Here is a 15137-nt window from a genome sequence, read left to right as displayed (position 1 = left end):
CCTTCAGTCGGCGATCTCGACGATCGGGATCTTGGGGATGTCGCCGGCCTCGAAGGCCGACAGATCGACCTCGATCGCATCGGTGTCGAAGCGCACCGGGACGTCGAAGGCAAAGCCGGCGCTGATCACGGCGCCCGCCGGGGGAGCCGAGCCGATGGCGAAGGTGAGCAACCCGCTGGCATGATCGCAGGAGACGGCTGCCGGCTGGGCCTGCACGATGCCGTCGACCGCGATCAGCACCGAGCCGGCGACCGGCTTGGTGATGCGGCGGACATAGGGCGCGTGCAGGCCGCCATAGAGCTTGCAGAGCTGGAAGACGCGCGTCGCGCCGTCACCGACGCCAATCTGCTGGTCGCTCGCAGCTGGTGTCGCCGAGGGCGCGCAGCTCTTCCAGTCGAGCCGGTCGCGCCAGCGGAAGCCGTAGAGCCGGCCGCGCCGTTCCTCAAAGAAGGCGACGACCTCGGCGAGCGCATCGAGCGTGCGGATGCCGAAGCCGGCATCATAGCGCCGTCGCGAATGCGCCCAGCGGCTGTTACGCACCTCGCGGCCGGAGGCCAGCGTCACGACTTGCGTCAGCCGTTCCGGCCCACCACGGGCGCCGCAGGCGATCCCGGTTGGGAAACGCTCCTCGTGGAAGCCGCTCATGCCACCTCTCCGTGTGCTGTCATGATGCGGGCCTCAGAGCGCACGGTTGCCGCGCGCCACGGCCCGCGCGATCGCCGCCGAGACCTGCGCTTCCGAGCGGCGGAAGCTGTCGGCATCGGGTGTCGAGACCTGGACGGTGACGCTGACCGGGCGCCGCTCGCCGCCAGCGCCGGCCCGCACACCGAGCTTGCCGTCAGGCCCGCGCGAGAGCGGCATGATCGCCTCCGCGCCGCGCTCGCCCATCAACCCGAGCCCGCGCCCCATGGCGAAATAGGAGGGCGCGGCAACAACGCCACCATCGGCGAAAGGCGAGACCGACGGACCACCGCCTCCGCCGCCTATGCCGCCGCTGAGGAGACCTGCCAGGTTGTTCACGCCACTGCCGAGCCAGCTCGAGATCGTGTTCTGCAGCGGCTTCAGCGCCGATTTCAGCAGGCTCTGGCTCAGCGAGGTGCCAATGCCGCGCAGCACGTCCTCGAAGCGCTTGCCCTCGACGATGCCGCTGGCGAAGGCTGTGGTGATCGACTTGCCGAAGGCCTGCGCCGACTTGCTCAGGCTCTGGGTCAGCGTGTTCAGCGACCGCAGGCCGCTGACATCGAAGGAAGAGGAGTCATCTTCGTCAGCCATCGGCACGGCCTTTCCAATCATCGTCACAGGAAATCGGGTCCGGGTGCGCCCGCATCAGCGCATCGAGCGTCTTGCGCGACGGCGCTTCGACAGCCTGAGGCGAGCGATGGGCCTCGATCGCAGCCAGGATCTCGTGCGGGCTCGCCGCCCAGAAGGCGTCCGGCGTCCAGCGCAGGCGTCCGAGTCCGAAAGCCATCACCTCGCGCCAGGGAAAGGGAACCGCCGCCGGAGCGCCTAGGCCGCCGGCGGCGACGGAGGGCGGGTTTCAGCGCCCTGTCCCGCCGGAGCGAAGGTCGCATCGAGCAAAGCAATTGCGGCAGCGATGGCGCCGTTGAGCCCGTCATCGAAAGAGAGCGACGCGACCTCGTCCACAGCCAGCGTGCCACCAGCGCCGCGCAGCCCCGCCGAGAGGATGCGGGTAATGTCGCGGGCCGAGAGCCGGCCAGCTGCGAAGCGCTCGCCCAGCGCCGGCAGGTTCTCGACCGAAAAAGCGTCTTCGAGCTCGGCGAGCGCGCCAAGCGTGAGCCGCATCGGCAGCGCCCGCCCCTCGACCATCAGCGCGACCTCCCCCCTGTAGCGATTGACCATGCGGGGGTTCCTCAAGCCAGCGTGAAGCTGAGCTGGCCGGCCGATTCCAGCGACAGCTCGAAGGTGACCTCGGCGGCGTGGTCACCGCGATATTCGAGCGTCGAGAGTTGGAACGGCCCGGTGATGGTGCCGAAATCGGGCACGATCACCTGCCAGTCGCGGATCACGCCGTCGAAGAATATCTGGCGCACCAGCGCGTCGGAGGCCTCGTCCTTGAAGATTCCGGCGCCGCTGATGCTGGCCCGGCGCATGCCGGCGCCTGCCAGCAGTTCGCGCCAGCGCCCGGCCGACTCGGCATGGGTGACATCGACCGTCTCGGCGTTGAAGACGATCTGGCGGGCGCGCAGGCCGGCCACGGAGACGAAGCTGCCGCCGGCATCGGCGGCCTTGAGCAGCAGGTCCTTGCCTTTCTGGGCAGGCATGGGCGGTCCTTTCGTGCGGTTTAGATGGCCTCGGTGACGGCCCGGAAGGTCAACGTCACGGTCGGCAAGTGGGTCTTGGGATCGCGGGCGAGCTTCGAGGACAGCCAGCCGAGATTGACCAGGCGGTGTCCCTCCGGTGCGAGCGCGGCGCCTTCCAGGCCGGCGACGATCCGCGCCGCAGCCTCGAGCGCCTTGCGCGAAGAGGCGCTTTCCCCTGCCCAGACGACGAGGGAGAGCTTCTGCTCGCAGCCCCGGTCGCTGCCGGTCGACCAGTCCTCGGCCGTGACTTCGCCATGGACGACGTAGAGTCCGGTCAGGGCGCGCGGCGGTTCGTCATGCAGGCGCCCAGCCCCGATCAGCGCCGTCAGCCCGGCATCTGCGGCAAGATGCGCATGGATCGCGCGCCGCAGCGGCAGAATGGCGTCGCTCATCGGCCTACCTCCTCGACCAGGCAGACGAGACGCCGACGACCGCCATCGGGATCGCCGACCGCGCGGATATCGAAGACCTGCTCGCCGTCGCGCAGACGCTGGCCGGCATCGACGCCGGCACGCCAGCGCAAGGTGATGCGGTGGCTCGTCGCCTGTTCCGGCCGCCCGGCGCGCCAGCGCTCATTGCCCGAGAGCCATTCGACCTGGGCCCAGACGGCGGCGACGGTCTCGAAGCTGCGAAGCTGGCCGCCGGCGCCGTCCGGCGTCTCGGCCGGCGCCTCCAGCAGCAGGCGGCGACGCAGCGCGCCGACCGGGCGGCCTTTGCTGATCTCCCGGATCATCACAGCCTCACGCGTCGGAATGGAGCGACGAGCGCGGCGATCTCGGCGGTCAGCCGCGCCGCGTCGCGGCTGACCACGTCGCCGCGGTGCTCGAACCAGCGGCAGGCTAGCCTGACCACGGCCTGCCGCAGTGGCGCAGGCACCATGTCGCGCGTCGCGCCGAAGCCAGCGACGAGATCGATCTCGATCGCGGCACGGGCGCGGCCGGGCGCTGGCACCGGTCCTGCGATCCTGATCAGCGGCGGATCGGAGCCTGCCACCAGCGTCAGTGCCGACGGCACGACCGGCTCCACAGCGCCGGAGGCGGGATGGACGCGCGCAGCGGTGAGATTGCGCACCGGCGAAAGCGGCAGGCGGATCTCGCCACCCTGCGGCCAGGCGTCGAGGACGATCCGCCAATCCTGCTCGATAAGCAGGCGCCCGGAGGCGGCCTCGATCATCAGCCTGGCCGCCGTGATCAAGGTGCCGAGCAACTCGTCCTCGTCATCATTGACGATCCGCAGGAAATCCTTGGCTTCCACCAGCGAGACCGGCTCGATGACCGGCGGCGTCAAAGCGAGCGGCGTCATGGTGTCTCCTGTTTCGAGTTTGAACGGCGCCGGCGATGCGCTATCGAACCGGCCCGACAGCGGAGACGGCTCGATGCTTTGCAGAACGGCGATTGCTCTGACGGCCCTGGCGGCGGCCTTCGCCGCACCCTGGCCCGCCTCGGCCGTGGTCGGCGGGCGCGAAGGCGGTCCTGTCGCCGGTGCGACCGTGATGGTCCTCAATGCGCGCGGCGGCGTCTGCACCGGCATTGTGCTGTCACGCCGGACCATCCTGACGGCGGCCCACTGCGCCGATTCCCGCGTCGACCTGCGTATCCATTGGCGCGAAGGCAGCGAGCCGGTGCTGGTCGAGCCGTCGGCGATCGCCCTGCACCCCGAGTTCAATGCCAAATCCGTCACGAACCGGCGGCGCTCGATCGACCTCGCGCTGGTCAGGCTCTCAGCGCCGTTGCCGGCGCGCTTCTCGACCGCGACGCTGGTCGATGGCGGCCTGCCGCGGGCCGGATCGCCGGTGACGCTCTCAGGCTATGGCGTCGCCCGCGAGGGCGAGGCGAAGACGACCGGCACCTATCGTTCGGCCGCGCTCGCCACGGTGGAACCTTATGGCCCGGGCAAGATTTTGCTCTGGGCGTCGGATCCAATGACGGGTGGCAAGCGTGCAGGCGCCGGCGCCTGCCAAGGCGATTCCGGCGGGCCGATCGTCGCAGGCTCGGATGGCGTCGTCGCTGTCTCCAGCTGGTCGACCGGCCCGTCCGGCAAGCAATGCGGCCTGCTCAGCCAGGGTGTTCTGGTCGCGCCCCAGCGCGGCTGGATCGACCGCACCCTGACGAGCTGGGGCGAGAGCGCCGACTGGACTACCGCTCCCTGACGTGCTGCTCGCGCGAAGAGCACTGGACTGCGCCGCAGCAAACCATAGACTGGCACCATGGCAACGATGACCTCGACCATGACCTTTTCGAAGCGCACCACGACCGTCGCAATCGCTTTTTGCGCCGGCCTGCAGATGACTGCACCGGCACAGGCCGTGATCGGCGGCGTGCAATCGCGCGCCGTCGACGGCGTGCGCGCCTCGACCTTGCGGGTCGAGACCAGCCGCGGCGAACTCTGCTCGGGCGCTGCGATCTCCTCCGAGCTCGTGCTCACGGCGGCGCATTGCCTGATGACCGGCGGCTCGGTCCGCGTAATCAGCCTAGACAAGCGCTTCCGCAACCGCACGCACGCCGTCGCAGCCGTGCTGCCTCACCCGACCTTCGTGCCCGGCACGACGCCGCGCACCCAACCGGGCGCCGACCTCGCGCTGCTGCGCCTCGCCGCGCCGCTGCCGGCTGACATCCAACCGCTGACGCTCGGCAGCGGATTGTGGCAGGGCGAGACCGTGACCATGGCCGGTTTCGGCCTCGCCTCCGAGACCAACAAGAAAACCGCGCGCACTTTGCGCGAGGTGACTTTGGTCAATGCCGGCAACTACACCACCGCCAACACGGTCAAGGTCGCGGTCGACACCGAGAACCGCGGCGAGATCCTCGGCGCCGGCGCCTGTCGTGGTGATTCCGGCGGGCCTGTACTGCGCGGTCCAGTCGGCTCGCGCGACCTCGTCGGCATCGTCTCCTGGTCGAGCGGCCCGTTGAGCTCGCGCGTGAAGATGATCTGCGGCGGCTTCACCGCGATCACCCCGATCAGCGACCATCGCGCCTGGATCGCCGAGGCGAGCGAGCGCCTGCTCAACTATGGCGATGAGCCGCGTCAGGCGCGCGAAACTGCGCGCCCGAGTGCCAGCTACAGCTGGTGGTTCGGCCGGTAGTCTCGATCAGGCCGAGAACTTCAGCCCCTTGATCGCGGCGAAATCCTGCACGCCGCCACCGACGCGCTTGGTGGTGTAGAACAGCACATGCGGCTTGGCGGAGTAGGGATCGCGCAGGATGCGCACGCCAGCCCGGTCGACGACGAGATAGCCGCGGCGGAAGTCGCCGAAGGCGATCGAGACCGAGTCGGTGGCGATGTTCGGCATGTCCTCGGCCTCGACCACCGGGAAACCGAGCAAGGTCGCTTGCGCGCCCGCCGCAGCCGGCGGCTGCCAGAGATAATGGCCGGTCGTGTCCTTGAACTTGCGCACCACGGCCTGCGTCTTGCGGTTCATCACGAAGCTGGCGTTCTGGCGATAGCCAGCCTTCAGCGCATAGACGAGATCGACCAGGATGTCGGAGGGGTTCGAGGCGGCGAAGGCGCCGGCGACGCCGGTCTTCAGCGTGCCGATATTGCCCCAGCTCCAGCTCGCGTCGGCCACGGTCGGATAGGCGAGGAAGCCCTTGGGCTTGTCGACGCCATCACCGCTGACGAAGGCAGCACCCTCCTGCTCGGCGAAGGCGCTCTCGACCTCCTCGGCGATCCACTGGTCGATGTCGACGATGGCGTCGTCGAGCAGGGTCTGGGTCGCTGCCGGCATGGCATAGAGTTCCATCGCCGGGAAGGAAAGCTCGGCCAGCGTCGGCGTGCCGGTCTGAGGACGCGCCGCCGTCTCCGCCACCCAGCCGGAGGCCGGACCGGTGGTCGAGAACGCCTTCTTGTAGGTGCCGGAGGAGATGGTGCGCACCGTCGCGATCGAGCGGATCGGCGAGACATTGGCGAGACGGCGCAGGATCTCACCTTCGACGGTCGAGGGCGCGAGATAGCCGCCATCGGGGCCGGAGCCTGCCGAAAGCGCCTTGGCTTCGAGCCGCTTCAGGCCGGTCGCCTCGCCATGGCGGACGTAGGCCGCAAAAGCCGTCTTGTGTTCGGCCACGGCCGGGTCGCGCTCCTCGCTCGCAGCCAAAGCCGGACGGCGACTGTCGAGGCTGAGCCGGTCGAGCCGGCGGCGGGTCTCGTCGAGCGCATCGTCGAGGCGGGCGAGCTTCTCGCCGGTCAGCACGTCGCCGCCCATGCGGGTCTCGAGCTCGGCCAGGCGCTCGTCATTGGTGGAGCGATAGGCTTCGAGCGTGTAGCGCAGATCGTCATAGATGGCGGCGACCTCTCCGGTCGCCTTGGTTTCGGGAGCCTGGTTCAGCGCAGTCATGGAATCTCCTGTGGTTCTGCGGCTTCGGTTCGATTCAGGCGAAGGCGGCATGGCTGGGCGGGCGCAGCGCCTTGACGGCGCTGACGCGGGCCTGCGGAAGCATCGGGAAGGTGACGAGCGAGATCTCCCAGAGGTCGACCTTCTCCAGCCGACGCAGCCCGCTGCGCGGCTCGTTGCGGGCGCGCTGCGAGCGGAAGCCGATCGAAAGCCCGTCGACGGCGCCGTCGCGCATCAGAGCGTGCAGCTCACGGGCTCGCGCCACGGCGAGCGAGAGCCGGCCACGGACATAAAGGCCGCGCGAATCCTCGCGCAGTTCGAGCCAGCGGCCGATCGGCTGCGTCGGATCATGCTGCCAGAGCATCCTGATGCCGCCGGCGCCGCGCCGGGCGATACTGTCGCAGAAGGCGCCAGGCTCGACCACGTCCTTGCCGAGATCGGCGATGCGGAACAGGCTGGCATAGCCCTCGAAGGCGCCGTCAGGCTCGATCTTGGCCAGCGGCTGCGCCAGGAACTTGGCCTCGCGCGCCATTGCAGGATAACGGGGCATCACGGTTCTCATCGTGTTCCTCCCCGCCCGCCTCGACCATTCGCGTCGAGCTGCCCCAGCGTCTCGAAGAAACGGCCGAACACCTCGCGCGGCTGACGACCAGGGCGCGGCACGGCCACACCCGATCTGACTGCGGCCGGTGTCGGTCTGGGCGGCGACTTGCCACCGGTCTTGCTCATCAATCCCCTCCCTCGTAGCGGGCGTTGAAGCGGGCGAATTCGCGCACGAACTCGTCGAAGCGCCGGTTGGCGGCGATCAGTTCGCGCAGGGAAAAGAGGGCGAGCCCCGAGGCCGAGAAGGCCCAGAGCAGCAGCGCGAGATGGCCGAGATCGCCGCGCGCGACGATCCCCGCCGCAGCTGCGTCGAATGCGCTCATGACGACACCTCCCGGCGGCCATAGCCGACCGCCTCGCGTTTCTCGTCCTCGTTGAGGAAGCCGGCGGCGGAGACCCGCCGCCAGAGCGACTCCCGCTCCTCCGCCAGCGCCTCGATGGCATCGAGATCGGGCTCGAGTGTGAGCGCATCGCCGAAGGCCGGGCCGAGCCATTGCGCCAGCGATTGCGCCGTGCGCCTGACGAGCGGGATCAGCGTCTGGCGCCAGAAGGCGCGATTGGCCTCGGCGAAATTGGCATGGGTGTTGTCGCCGGGCAGGCCGAGCAGCAGCGGCGGCACGCCGAAGGCGAGCGCGATCTCGCGCGCCGCGACACCCTTGGCCGCGACGAAATCGAGCTCCGCCGGCGACAGCGACAGCGGCTTCCAGTCGAGCCCGCCTTCGAGCAGGAGCGGGCGCCCGGCATTGCGCGCGCCCTGGAAGCCGTCCTCCAGCTCCTGCTTCAGCCGCTCGAACTGCGCCTCGGTCAGCGTGCCGCCTTCCGGCCCGTCATAGACCAGGGCTCCAGACGGCCGCGCCGCATTGTCGAGCAGCGCCTTGTGCCAGGCACCCGCAGCGTTGTGGACGTCGAGCGAGCAGGCCGCCGCCTCGACCGGGGAGAGGCCGTAATGGTCGTCGACCGGGTGGAACAGCGACAGATGCAGGATCGGCGGCAGCGCGCCCTCGTCCTGGCGGAATCGGATCGTCTGCGCGCCGACCGTGTAGTCATAGGCCTCGGGCCAGCCGTCGCGGCCGGGCACGACGCGCATACGGTCGGGCCGGAGCGCATAGAGCTCGCGCGGCTCGCGGCCGATGCTCGCCGCCTCGACATAGGCATTCCCGGCGACGAGCAGATGGCCGTAGAGCATCTCGCGAAAGGCGATGCCGCCCTGGCGCGGATTGGGTCGCTCGATCAGCGCCAGCGCCGGATGCTCCGGCATCTCGCGCTCGCCGACCTTGGCGATCAGCTGCGTCTGCGCCGCCGCCTCGGCGATCAGCCGGACGCAGCGATGCACCACCGGATTGCGCTGATAGCCCTCCCTGGCGAGGGCGCCATAATCACGGGGCGTCCAGACCGGGCGGCCGGCTTCGTGCAGGGCGATCAGCGGCCCGACGCGCGAGCGCTTCTGTTCCGGCGCGGCAGGGCCGCGCAGGCTGCGAAGGAAATTGAGCATGGGTTTCTCGCTGTTGTTGCGACCGTGGAGCGCTAAAGCCCCCTCACCCGCGGCCGGCCCTTCGGCCCGAGCATCAGATGCGTCAGCGCCCAGACCAGCGCGTCGAGCCGGTCGGGCGAGCGGCCGGAGCTGAGGCCAGTCGGCCCGAAATCGCACATCTCGTCCTCCAGCGCCGGAAAGGCGCCGGCATGGCGCACGCGCCCTTGCGCATAGAGCGCCGCCACCGGCTCGGCCCGCAGGAATTTTCCACGGGAAGCCCGGACCGGCGTCACGGGCACGCCCCGATCGACCTCGCGGATGACGCTTGTCGCCATTTCGCCGCCCTGGTTGACCTCGACGACCAAGGCATCGGCCTCCAGCCGGCGATAGAGCGCGACGGCAGCTTGCGCCCATTCATGCGGCTTGGCGCCAGCGAGCGTCGCATCCGCCAGCACATGGCCGATGCCGTCGCGATCGATACCGGCCGCGACGAGCCCGCAGCTATCGGCCCGTTTCGATGAGGAGGCCGGCGGATCGATCGCGACGACGATCCGCGCAAGCGGTGGCGCCTCGCGCTCGCGGCATTCCTCGATCAGCGTCCGGCTCCAGAGCGCGTCGGCGCTCTCCTCGACAATCTCGCCTTCGAGTTCCTGCCGGCCGAGCCGCGTGCCGCCATAGGCCTGATGCACACTGTCGAGAAAGCTCTGCGCCAGGTTGAAGCGGTTGGCGCGGGTCGCTGCCCGGCTGACGGCGACACGGGGATCGTCGAGCAGCCGCTTGATCAGCGGCAACGGCCGCGGCGTCGTCGTCACCACCTGGCGTGGTCGTTCACCGAGCCTCAGGCCGAGCTGCAGCATGTCCCAGGTCTCCTGAAGGTTCGGCCATTTCGCCAGTTCATCGGACCAGGCGGCACCGAATTGCGGCCCGCGCAGCCCTTCCGGATCCTCGGCGGTGAAGACCTGCGCGATCGCGCCATTGCCCCATTCGAGCCGGCGCCGCGACGGCGACCAGATCGGCTTCTCCCAGCGAGATGGATCGCGAGCAGGCCGGAGACGCCCTCGATCATCACGTCGCGGACCTGTCCTTGCGTCTCGCCGACAAGGGCGATGCGGCCAACGGCCTGGGTAGCGAATGGCCATCGCCCCAGCGCCGCACCACGCACCCATTCGGCGCCGGTTCGTGTCTTGCCGGCGCCCCGGCCGCCCAAAACGAGCCAAGCGAACCAATCGCCCTGCTGGGCGGGAAATTGATCAGCGCGCGCCCAAGTGGCCCAGGTCGTCAGGATGATCTGCTGCTCTTCAGGTGAGGCCGTCTCCATGAGACGGCGCACCAGCCGCGCCCGCCTCCTCGGCGGCAAGCGCCGCAAGACGGCGTCCAAGCTCGCTGCGAAGCTCTTCAACTCGGCGTATTCCTTCAGCGGGGCTGGGCTCATCCTCGGCCTTTCCTCCCTCCCCCGCTGCGGCAGAATCCAGCGCGACCAGCTCGCGTACGGTGCGGGCCAGGGTCGCCAGCGTCTTGGCGTCGGTTTCGCTCGCGGCGGTACCGGCCGGCAATTCGGCCAGATGCGCCTCATGCGCTTCGAGTTGCGTCTGCGCCGCCTTCCAGAGCTTGCCGATCACGGCCTTGCGGCCGCCGCTCCGTGCAGGCTTGCGCTTCGCCGCCAGCCGGGCTGGGGCGGTGTCATCAGTCTCGTCGGTCATCGGGAACCTCGGCTCGGCCCGGACACACAAAAGCCGCCGGCTGGGCAGCGCGGCGGCCAATCAAGAATGCGCCCGGCGCGAGCCGGCGTTGCGCTTGAACGGTCCTGCTTCTTTAACTCAGGAAGCTAAGGTCAGGTTCTGAAGGCTCTTGAAAATGCGCGGCTTTTTCCCGTCGCCCTTTTCCTGTGGCAGGTGCACGTTGCCAGAACCCGTCGTCACTTTGACAACCTGGTACTCATAAGGCGGCATGGGGAGGCCACGCGAGACACGTACGGTTGTCGTAGGCACCATTTTTTTGGTCTCCTTAGACATGGTCGGTCTCCATCAGGTTCAGCGCGGAAGGGTAGTAGTGCTTCCGCTTCACCCACTTGAACTGCTCATGACGGGTGACGACGGCAATATCAGTCTCGCCGCCAACCGTGTCGGCTCCGGGGAGGAACCGATAGTAGCTTTTCGTCATGCCGACCAAGAAATCCACAAGCTCGATAGCGTCCTGAATCGGCATGGCCGGGTGCAAGAGCTGCACCTCAGTATGCTGGGCCATCACCTGAAGCAACTGCGGCAAATCTGCCGGGGGAACGCCTGCACGCAACAGTGGTTCCTCGATGCTTTCATCGAACCCTCTTAACAGCCGGTAAATGGGGGACGGCTGCCCACCAACGAACAGACCCGTTTCCCCCTCGCCACAGAGTCTCTCAGGAGGGTCGCAATTGCCATTCACAATCGCGATCTTCCATAGCTCATGGGAATGAGTGGCTGAGGAGCAGCCACCAACCCAGAACTCCAACGAATGCGGTGCGGGCAGCGGATCTGGCAGCGCAGCATATTTTTCTTCGAAGAGAAAAGCGCGCGCCTTAATTGCAACGTCTTCGATCGTATATGCTTTGCAGTCAATATAGTATGGACTATCGCTGTCCTTTAGAGCTCGCCGAAAATCCTTTGCTAAAGCATGTATTGGCGCCGTGCCAATGCTGCCCATGCCTGCGGTCATTGCGCAAATAGGTAACTTCTTATAAAGATTGAAAACTTTATTTCCGTGCCGGTAGACATTAGTCACGACACTTCGGCCGCCTGCAGTCGAGACCAAGCTCGTAGCGCTGTCTGCGCCAAACGCAATACCGTCGTGCACGCACGCGGCCACACAGATCGTCACGCTCGCTCCCCCGGATATTTCTTATCCTTATTGGCGAATAGCATCACGATTCTCGCGTAAAAGCAAAAGCCGCCGGCTGGGGCGCGCGGCGGCTTCGTTCGTCTCAGGCGCAATTCGTGAGCGTTCCTGATCTCTACCCGATCAGCGTCACGATGTCAAGGATAAAATTCCTATCAAACGGAGAGGCGTCAAACCTCCGTCTTCTCCACCCATTTGATCTGGGTCTGCGGCTTGTAGACTTCCATCTTGTCGAGCAGCGCCGCCGGATCGGTCTCCATCATCGCCATGTCGCGATGGGCCTGCCACATGAAGCCGGCCTTCGTCGTGTTGTCGAGGAAGGCGGCGAGCGCATCGTAGAAGCCGTCGATGTTGAGGAAGCCGAGGGGCTTGCCGTGGATGCCGAGCTGGCTCCAGGTCCAGATCTCGAAGATCTCCTCGAAGGTGCCGATGCCGCCGGACATGGCGATGAAGCCGTCGGAGAGCTCGGCCATGCGCGCCTTGCGGATGTGCATGGTCTCGACCACCTCGAGCCGGGTCAGCTTGTTGTGGCCGACCTCCTTCTCGCGCAGCGCCCGCGGGATCACGCCATGGACCTCGCCGCCGGCTTCGAGCGCGGCATTGGCGACGATGCCCATCAGGCCGACGGCGCCACCGCCATAGACCAGCGTCAGGCCGCGCTTGGCGATGGCCGTGCCCATGGCGCGGGCGCCCTCGGCATGGACGGGATCATGGCCCGGGCTCGAGCCGCAGAAGACACAGACTGATTTCATGAGGCGAGTGCTTGCAAGATGCGGGCCCAGGAACGCTGGCCCTTGTGGAAGGAGGAGAGGTCGTATTTCTCGTTCGGCGAATGGACGCGGTCATCGTCGAGGCCGAAGCCGACGAAGAGCGTGTCGAGCCCGAGCGTGCGCTTGAAGTCGCCGCCGACCGGGATCGAGCCGCCGCTGCCGATCGAGACGACCCGGCCGCCCCATTCCTCGGCCAGCGCCTTGCGCGCCTTCTGCAGGACGGGAGAATCGACCGGCACGGCCAGTGCCGGCGAGCCGGAATGCCCGATGAACTCGGCCGTGACGTCCTCAGGCAGGCGCTCGCGCACGAACTGGTGGAAGGCGGCGGCGATCTTGGCCGGGTCCTGGTCGCCGACGAGGCGGAAGGAGACCTTGGCCGAGGCCTTGGCGGCGATCACCGTCTTCGAGCCCTCGCCGGTATAGCCGCCCCAGATGCCGTTGACGTCGCAGGTCGGGCGCGACTGGATCTGCTCGATCAGCATGCGGCCGCGCTCGCCGACCGAGTGCTTCAGCCCGACCTGGCCGAGGAACTCCTTCTCGGTCAGGTTGAGATCGGCCCATTCGGCCTTCTGCGCATTGGTCGGCTCGTGCACGCCGTCATAGAAGCCGGGGATGGTGATCCGGCCGGTTTCGTCATGGATCTCGGCGATGATCTTGGTCAGCACATGGATCGGGTTGGCGGCAGCGCCGCCGAACAGGCCGGAATGCAGGTCACGGTCAGCCGCGGTCAGCCTGACCTCCTGATAAACCATGCCGCGCAAGGTCGAGGTGATCAGCGGCGTGACGCGGTCCCACATGCCGGTATCGCAGACCAGTGCGAAATCGGCCTTCAGCTCGGCGGCGTTGGCCTTGATGAAGCCCGGCAGGTTGACCGAGCCGGATTCCTCCTCACCCTCGACCAGGATAGTGAGGCCGATCGGCAGGTCGCCGGTCTCGGCGAGCGTGGCGCGCATCGCCTCGATGAAGGTCATCACCTGCCCCTTGTCGTCGCAGGCGCCGCGAGCGAGAATCACCTTCCGCCCCGGCTCGATCTCCTTGACGGCCGGCTTGAACGGATCGTTGTCCCAGAGCTCGAGCGGATCGACCGGCTGGACGTCATAATGGCCGTAGAACAGCGCATGCGGCGCACCGGGCTTCGGCCGATGCGCCAGCACCACAGGATGGCCGCCGGTCTCGCGCAGTTCCGCCTTGAAGCCGAGGCTCTCAAGATCACGACGGAGCCATTCGGCCGCCTCGCGCGTCTGTGCGTTGAAGGCCGGGTCGGTCCCGATCGAGGGAATTTCGAGCCAGGACGACAGGCGCGCCAGCGAAGCGTCGAGATCGGCGTCGAGGCGGGAGAGAACGGCGGGAAGCTGGGACATGGCGCTCACTGGAGGCTGATTCCGGTGGCGCCATCATGCCCAGTCGCGCGCCGGATGCCAGCCGTCCAGACGCATAGGCGTGCATCTCGAACCGCGTCTGCGGCGGGACCTGAGAGATTCAGGCCTTGGCGATCTCGCTCAGATAGTCGTCGGCGAAATCGGTCCTGATTGCGATCCAGAGCGGGTGGTGGTCCGACATCTGCCAGGTCCGCCATTTCCGGTAGAGCGCCTCGGGTGTCTTGGCCTTCGCCTTCTTCTCCGGGTCCTCGGCCGGCATCGCCGACTTGTAGATGGCGAGGTCCTCGGGCGTTTCGCGGAAGACATCGGCATACATGTCGACCATACCGCCCTTGAGGACCTTGAAGCGCTTGTCCTTCACCCGGACGGCCATCTGGTCGTAGTAGTGGTCGCCCTTCTTGCGGACCGTGTCGCCGTCGATCTCGGGCGGAATGGTGAAGCCCTTGTCCTTGAGCGCCTCCATCGTCTCATGCTTGGGGCTGACGACGTTGAAATCGCCGAGCAGGATATAGTTCTCGACATTGCCAGCGCGGTCCTTCTCCTGCTTGCTGGCCTTGTCCTGGCGCTCGGCAAAGAAGCCGACGAGCTTGCGGATCTCGTCGACGCGCTGCTTCAGCGCCATGCCGCTCGCCTCGCCGTAGTAGATGTGGACAGTACACAGGCTGAAGCGGAACCAGCCCGACTGGAAAGCGACGAGGAAGGGCGTGCGGGCGAATTGCTGCTTGACCTCGGTGAACTCAGCCTTGGTCGCGGCGGCGAGCTTGGCAGCCTCAGCGCCCTCGTCGAGCTTGGCGGCGGGCTTCACCTTCTTGTGCGCGACGACGAGTTGGCCTTCGGGCAGGACGATCTCGCCCGCGACTTTCCGGAACCAGACCTTCTCGGTGTTGTAGACGAACACCATGCGCTCGTCGTTGCCGCTGGTGTCGGTCGCGATGTAATCCCATTCGCGCCCGAGGATGCGCATGAGCTTTTCCAGCGCCGACAGGTCGCGGTTGATCTCCTGCAGAGCCACGAGATCGAAGGCCGAGATCATTTCCGCAAGATAATAGAAGCTCTCCGGCAGCCGTGGCCCGAAGCCGAACTTATTGGAGTCGAAATCGCGGATGTTCCAGGTCGCGAGCAGGAGCGTGCCATCGTTCTTGTTGGCACGGACGAGTTCCAGGCTCGCCCTGATCGCGATCAGCCGCTCGGCACAGCGCTTGGCCGCAACCGGATCGAGCTTGGCCAGCGCTCGCAGGCCGGCATAATTGTTCGACATCGCCGCCCCCAGCTTGGACGAGGCGCGCCATGGCCGGAGCAGCGAATGCTGACGGACCGCGCCGCAACCTTCGATTGCAGCGAGCGTCGCACAAGCCCGGAGAGCTGTCGATGACCTTTCGTCAAGAAGTGGTTCGT

General features: G+C 67.3%; 19 protein-coding genes and 2 pseudogenes. 2 read left to right on the top strand and 19 right to left on the bottom strand.

All coding sequences use genetic code 11. The features are described from left to right. Positions 1–3 precede the first annotated feature (3 nt). The 8 genes and pseudogenes from ACQKLX_RS23260 to ACQKLX_RS23225 form a co-directional block, all read right to left on the bottom strand. Entirely contained in the window at positions 4–645 is a 642-nt protein-coding gene (locus ACQKLX_RS23260) for a phage distal tail protein, Rcc01695 family (protein WP_427363932.1), read from the bottom strand. Between the two features lie 33 nt (positions 646–678). Continuing rightward, a complete protein-coding gene (locus ACQKLX_RS23255) occupies positions 679–1272 on the bottom strand; it encodes a phage tail tape measure protein (RefSeq protein ID WP_427363931.1) in 594 nt (197 codons plus the stop codon). Beyond that, positions 1265–1474, bottom strand: a pseudogene (locus ACQKLX_RS23250) (phage tail assembly chaperone); the annotation flags it as partial. The pseudogene ACQKLX_RS23250 and the gene ACQKLX_RS23255, both read right to left, overlap by 8 nt. 32 nt (positions 1475–1506) lie before the next feature. Continuing rightward, positions 1507–1860 (bottom strand): gene transfer agent family protein, encoded by a 354-nt coding sequence (locus tag ACQKLX_RS23245; protein WP_427363930.1) that lies wholly within the window; start codon positions 1858–1860, stop codon positions 1507–1509. A gap of 11 nt (positions 1861–1871) precedes the next feature. Continuing rightward, on the bottom strand, positions 1872–2282 hold the full coding sequence (locus ACQKLX_RS23240) for a phage major tail protein, TP901-1 family (RefSeq protein WP_427363929.1): 411 nt from the start codon (positions 2280–2282) through the stop codon (positions 1872–1874). Between the two features lie 20 nt (positions 2283–2302). Next, positions 2303–2713, bottom strand: coding sequence for a DUF3168 domain-containing protein (locus tag ACQKLX_RS23235; protein WP_427363928.1), 411 nt, complete (start codon positions 2711–2713; stop codon positions 2303–2305). Further along, on the bottom strand, positions 2710–3054 hold the full coding sequence (locus ACQKLX_RS23230) for a phage head closure protein (RefSeq protein WP_427363927.1): 345 nt from the start codon (positions 3052–3054) through the stop codon (positions 2710–2712). The genes ACQKLX_RS23235 and ACQKLX_RS23230 overlap by 4 nt, the downstream gene beginning before the upstream one ends. Next, the gene (locus tag ACQKLX_RS23225; RefSeq protein ID WP_427363926.1) at positions 3054–3623 is read right to left on the bottom strand and encodes a head-tail connector protein; all 570 of its coding nucleotides are present in this window, start codon (positions 3621–3623) and stop codon (positions 3054–3056) included. The genes ACQKLX_RS23230 and ACQKLX_RS23225 overlap by 1 nt, the downstream gene beginning before the upstream one ends. Positions 3624–3696: 73 nt before the next feature. Between ACQKLX_RS23225 and ACQKLX_RS23220 the strand changes: the two genes are divergently transcribed. Beyond that, positions 3697–4470 carry a S1 family peptidase gene (locus ACQKLX_RS23220; RefSeq protein ID WP_427363925.1) on the top strand — a complete coding sequence of 258 codons (774 nt, stop codon included), beginning with the start codon at positions 3697–3699 and terminating at the stop codon, positions 4468–4470. Positions 4471–4527: 57 nt separating this feature from the next. Next, complete coding sequence (locus ACQKLX_RS23215) at positions 4528–5403, top strand: S1 family peptidase (RefSeq protein WP_427363924.1); 876 nt, start codon at positions 4528–4530, stop codon at positions 5401–5403. A 6-nt stretch (positions 5404–5409) separates the two neighbouring features. Here ACQKLX_RS23215 and ACQKLX_RS23210 read toward each other — a convergent pair whose 3' ends face one another. The 11 genes and pseudogenes from ACQKLX_RS23210 to ACQKLX_RS23160 all read right to left on the bottom strand — a co-directional run bounded on the left by ACQKLX_RS23210 (position 5410) and on the right by ACQKLX_RS23160 (position 15000). After that, positions 5410–6651 carry a phage major capsid protein gene (locus tag ACQKLX_RS23210; protein ID WP_427363923.1) on the bottom strand — a complete coding sequence of 414 codons (1242 nt, stop codon included), beginning with the start codon at positions 6649–6651 and terminating at the stop codon, positions 5410–5412. Between the two features lie 34 nt (positions 6652–6685). Continuing rightward, complete coding sequence (locus ACQKLX_RS23205) at positions 6686–7198, bottom strand: HK97 family phage prohead protease (RefSeq protein ID WP_427363922.1); 513 nt, start codon at positions 7196–7198, stop codon at positions 6686–6688. A gap of 178 nt (positions 7199–7376) precedes the next feature. Then, positions 7377–7574, bottom strand: coding sequence for a hypothetical protein (locus ACQKLX_RS23200; RefSeq protein WP_427363921.1), 198 nt, complete (start codon positions 7572–7574; stop codon positions 7377–7379). Beyond that, the gene (locus tag ACQKLX_RS23195; RefSeq protein ID WP_427363920.1) at positions 7571–8743 is read right to left on the bottom strand and encodes a phage portal protein; all 1173 of its coding nucleotides are present in this window, start codon (positions 8741–8743) and stop codon (positions 7571–7573) included. Before ACQKLX_RS23195 ends, ACQKLX_RS23200 begins: the two co-directional genes overlap by 4 nt. 32 nt (positions 8744–8775) lie before the next feature. Continuing rightward, a pseudogene (locus ACQKLX_RS23190) lies at positions 8776–10040 on the bottom strand (DNA-packaging protein). After that, the gene (locus tag ACQKLX_RS23185) at positions 10021–10482 is read right to left on the bottom strand and encodes a hypothetical protein (RefSeq protein WP_427363919.1); all 462 of its coding nucleotides are present in this window, start codon (positions 10480–10482) and stop codon (positions 10021–10023) included. Before ACQKLX_RS23185 ends, ACQKLX_RS23190 begins: the two are co-directional and overlap by 20 nt. A gap of 57 nt (positions 10483–10539) precedes the next feature. Beyond that, positions 10540–10734 carry a hypothetical protein gene (locus ACQKLX_RS23180; protein WP_427363918.1) on the bottom strand — a complete coding sequence of 65 codons (195 nt, stop codon included), beginning with the start codon at positions 10732–10734 and terminating at the stop codon, positions 10540–10542. After that, positions 10727–11479 (bottom strand): hypothetical protein, encoded by a 753-nt coding sequence (locus tag ACQKLX_RS23175; protein ID WP_427363917.1) that lies wholly within the window; start codon positions 11477–11479, stop codon positions 10727–10729. The genes ACQKLX_RS23180 and ACQKLX_RS23175 overlap by 8 nt, the downstream gene beginning before the upstream one ends. Before the next feature lie 284 nt (positions 11480–11763). Continuing rightward, positions 11764–12345 (bottom strand): LOG family protein, encoded by a 582-nt coding sequence (locus tag ACQKLX_RS23170; protein WP_427363916.1) that lies wholly within the window; start codon positions 12343–12345, stop codon positions 11764–11766. Beyond that, positions 12342–13724, bottom strand: a complete 1383-nt coding sequence (locus ACQKLX_RS23165) for a M20/M25/M40 family metallo-hydrolase (protein ID WP_427363915.1) — start codon at positions 13722–13724, stop codon at positions 12342–12344. Before ACQKLX_RS23165 ends, ACQKLX_RS23170 begins: the two co-directional genes overlap by 4 nt. Positions 13725–13842: 118 nt before the next feature. After that, a complete protein-coding gene (locus ACQKLX_RS23160) occupies positions 13843–15000 on the bottom strand; it encodes an endonuclease/exonuclease/phosphatase family protein (protein ID WP_427363914.1) in 1158 nt (385 codons plus the stop codon). Between the last annotated feature and the right edge of the window lie 137 nt (positions 15001–15137).

It is taken from the genome of Allobosea sp. NPDC003192, assembly GCF_050275675.1.
In the GTDB taxonomy this organism is placed as follows: Bacteria; Pseudomonadota; Alphaproteobacteria; order Rhizobiales; family Beijerinckiaceae; genus Allobosea.
This window is presented reverse-complemented; position numbering and strand designations above follow the sequence as displayed.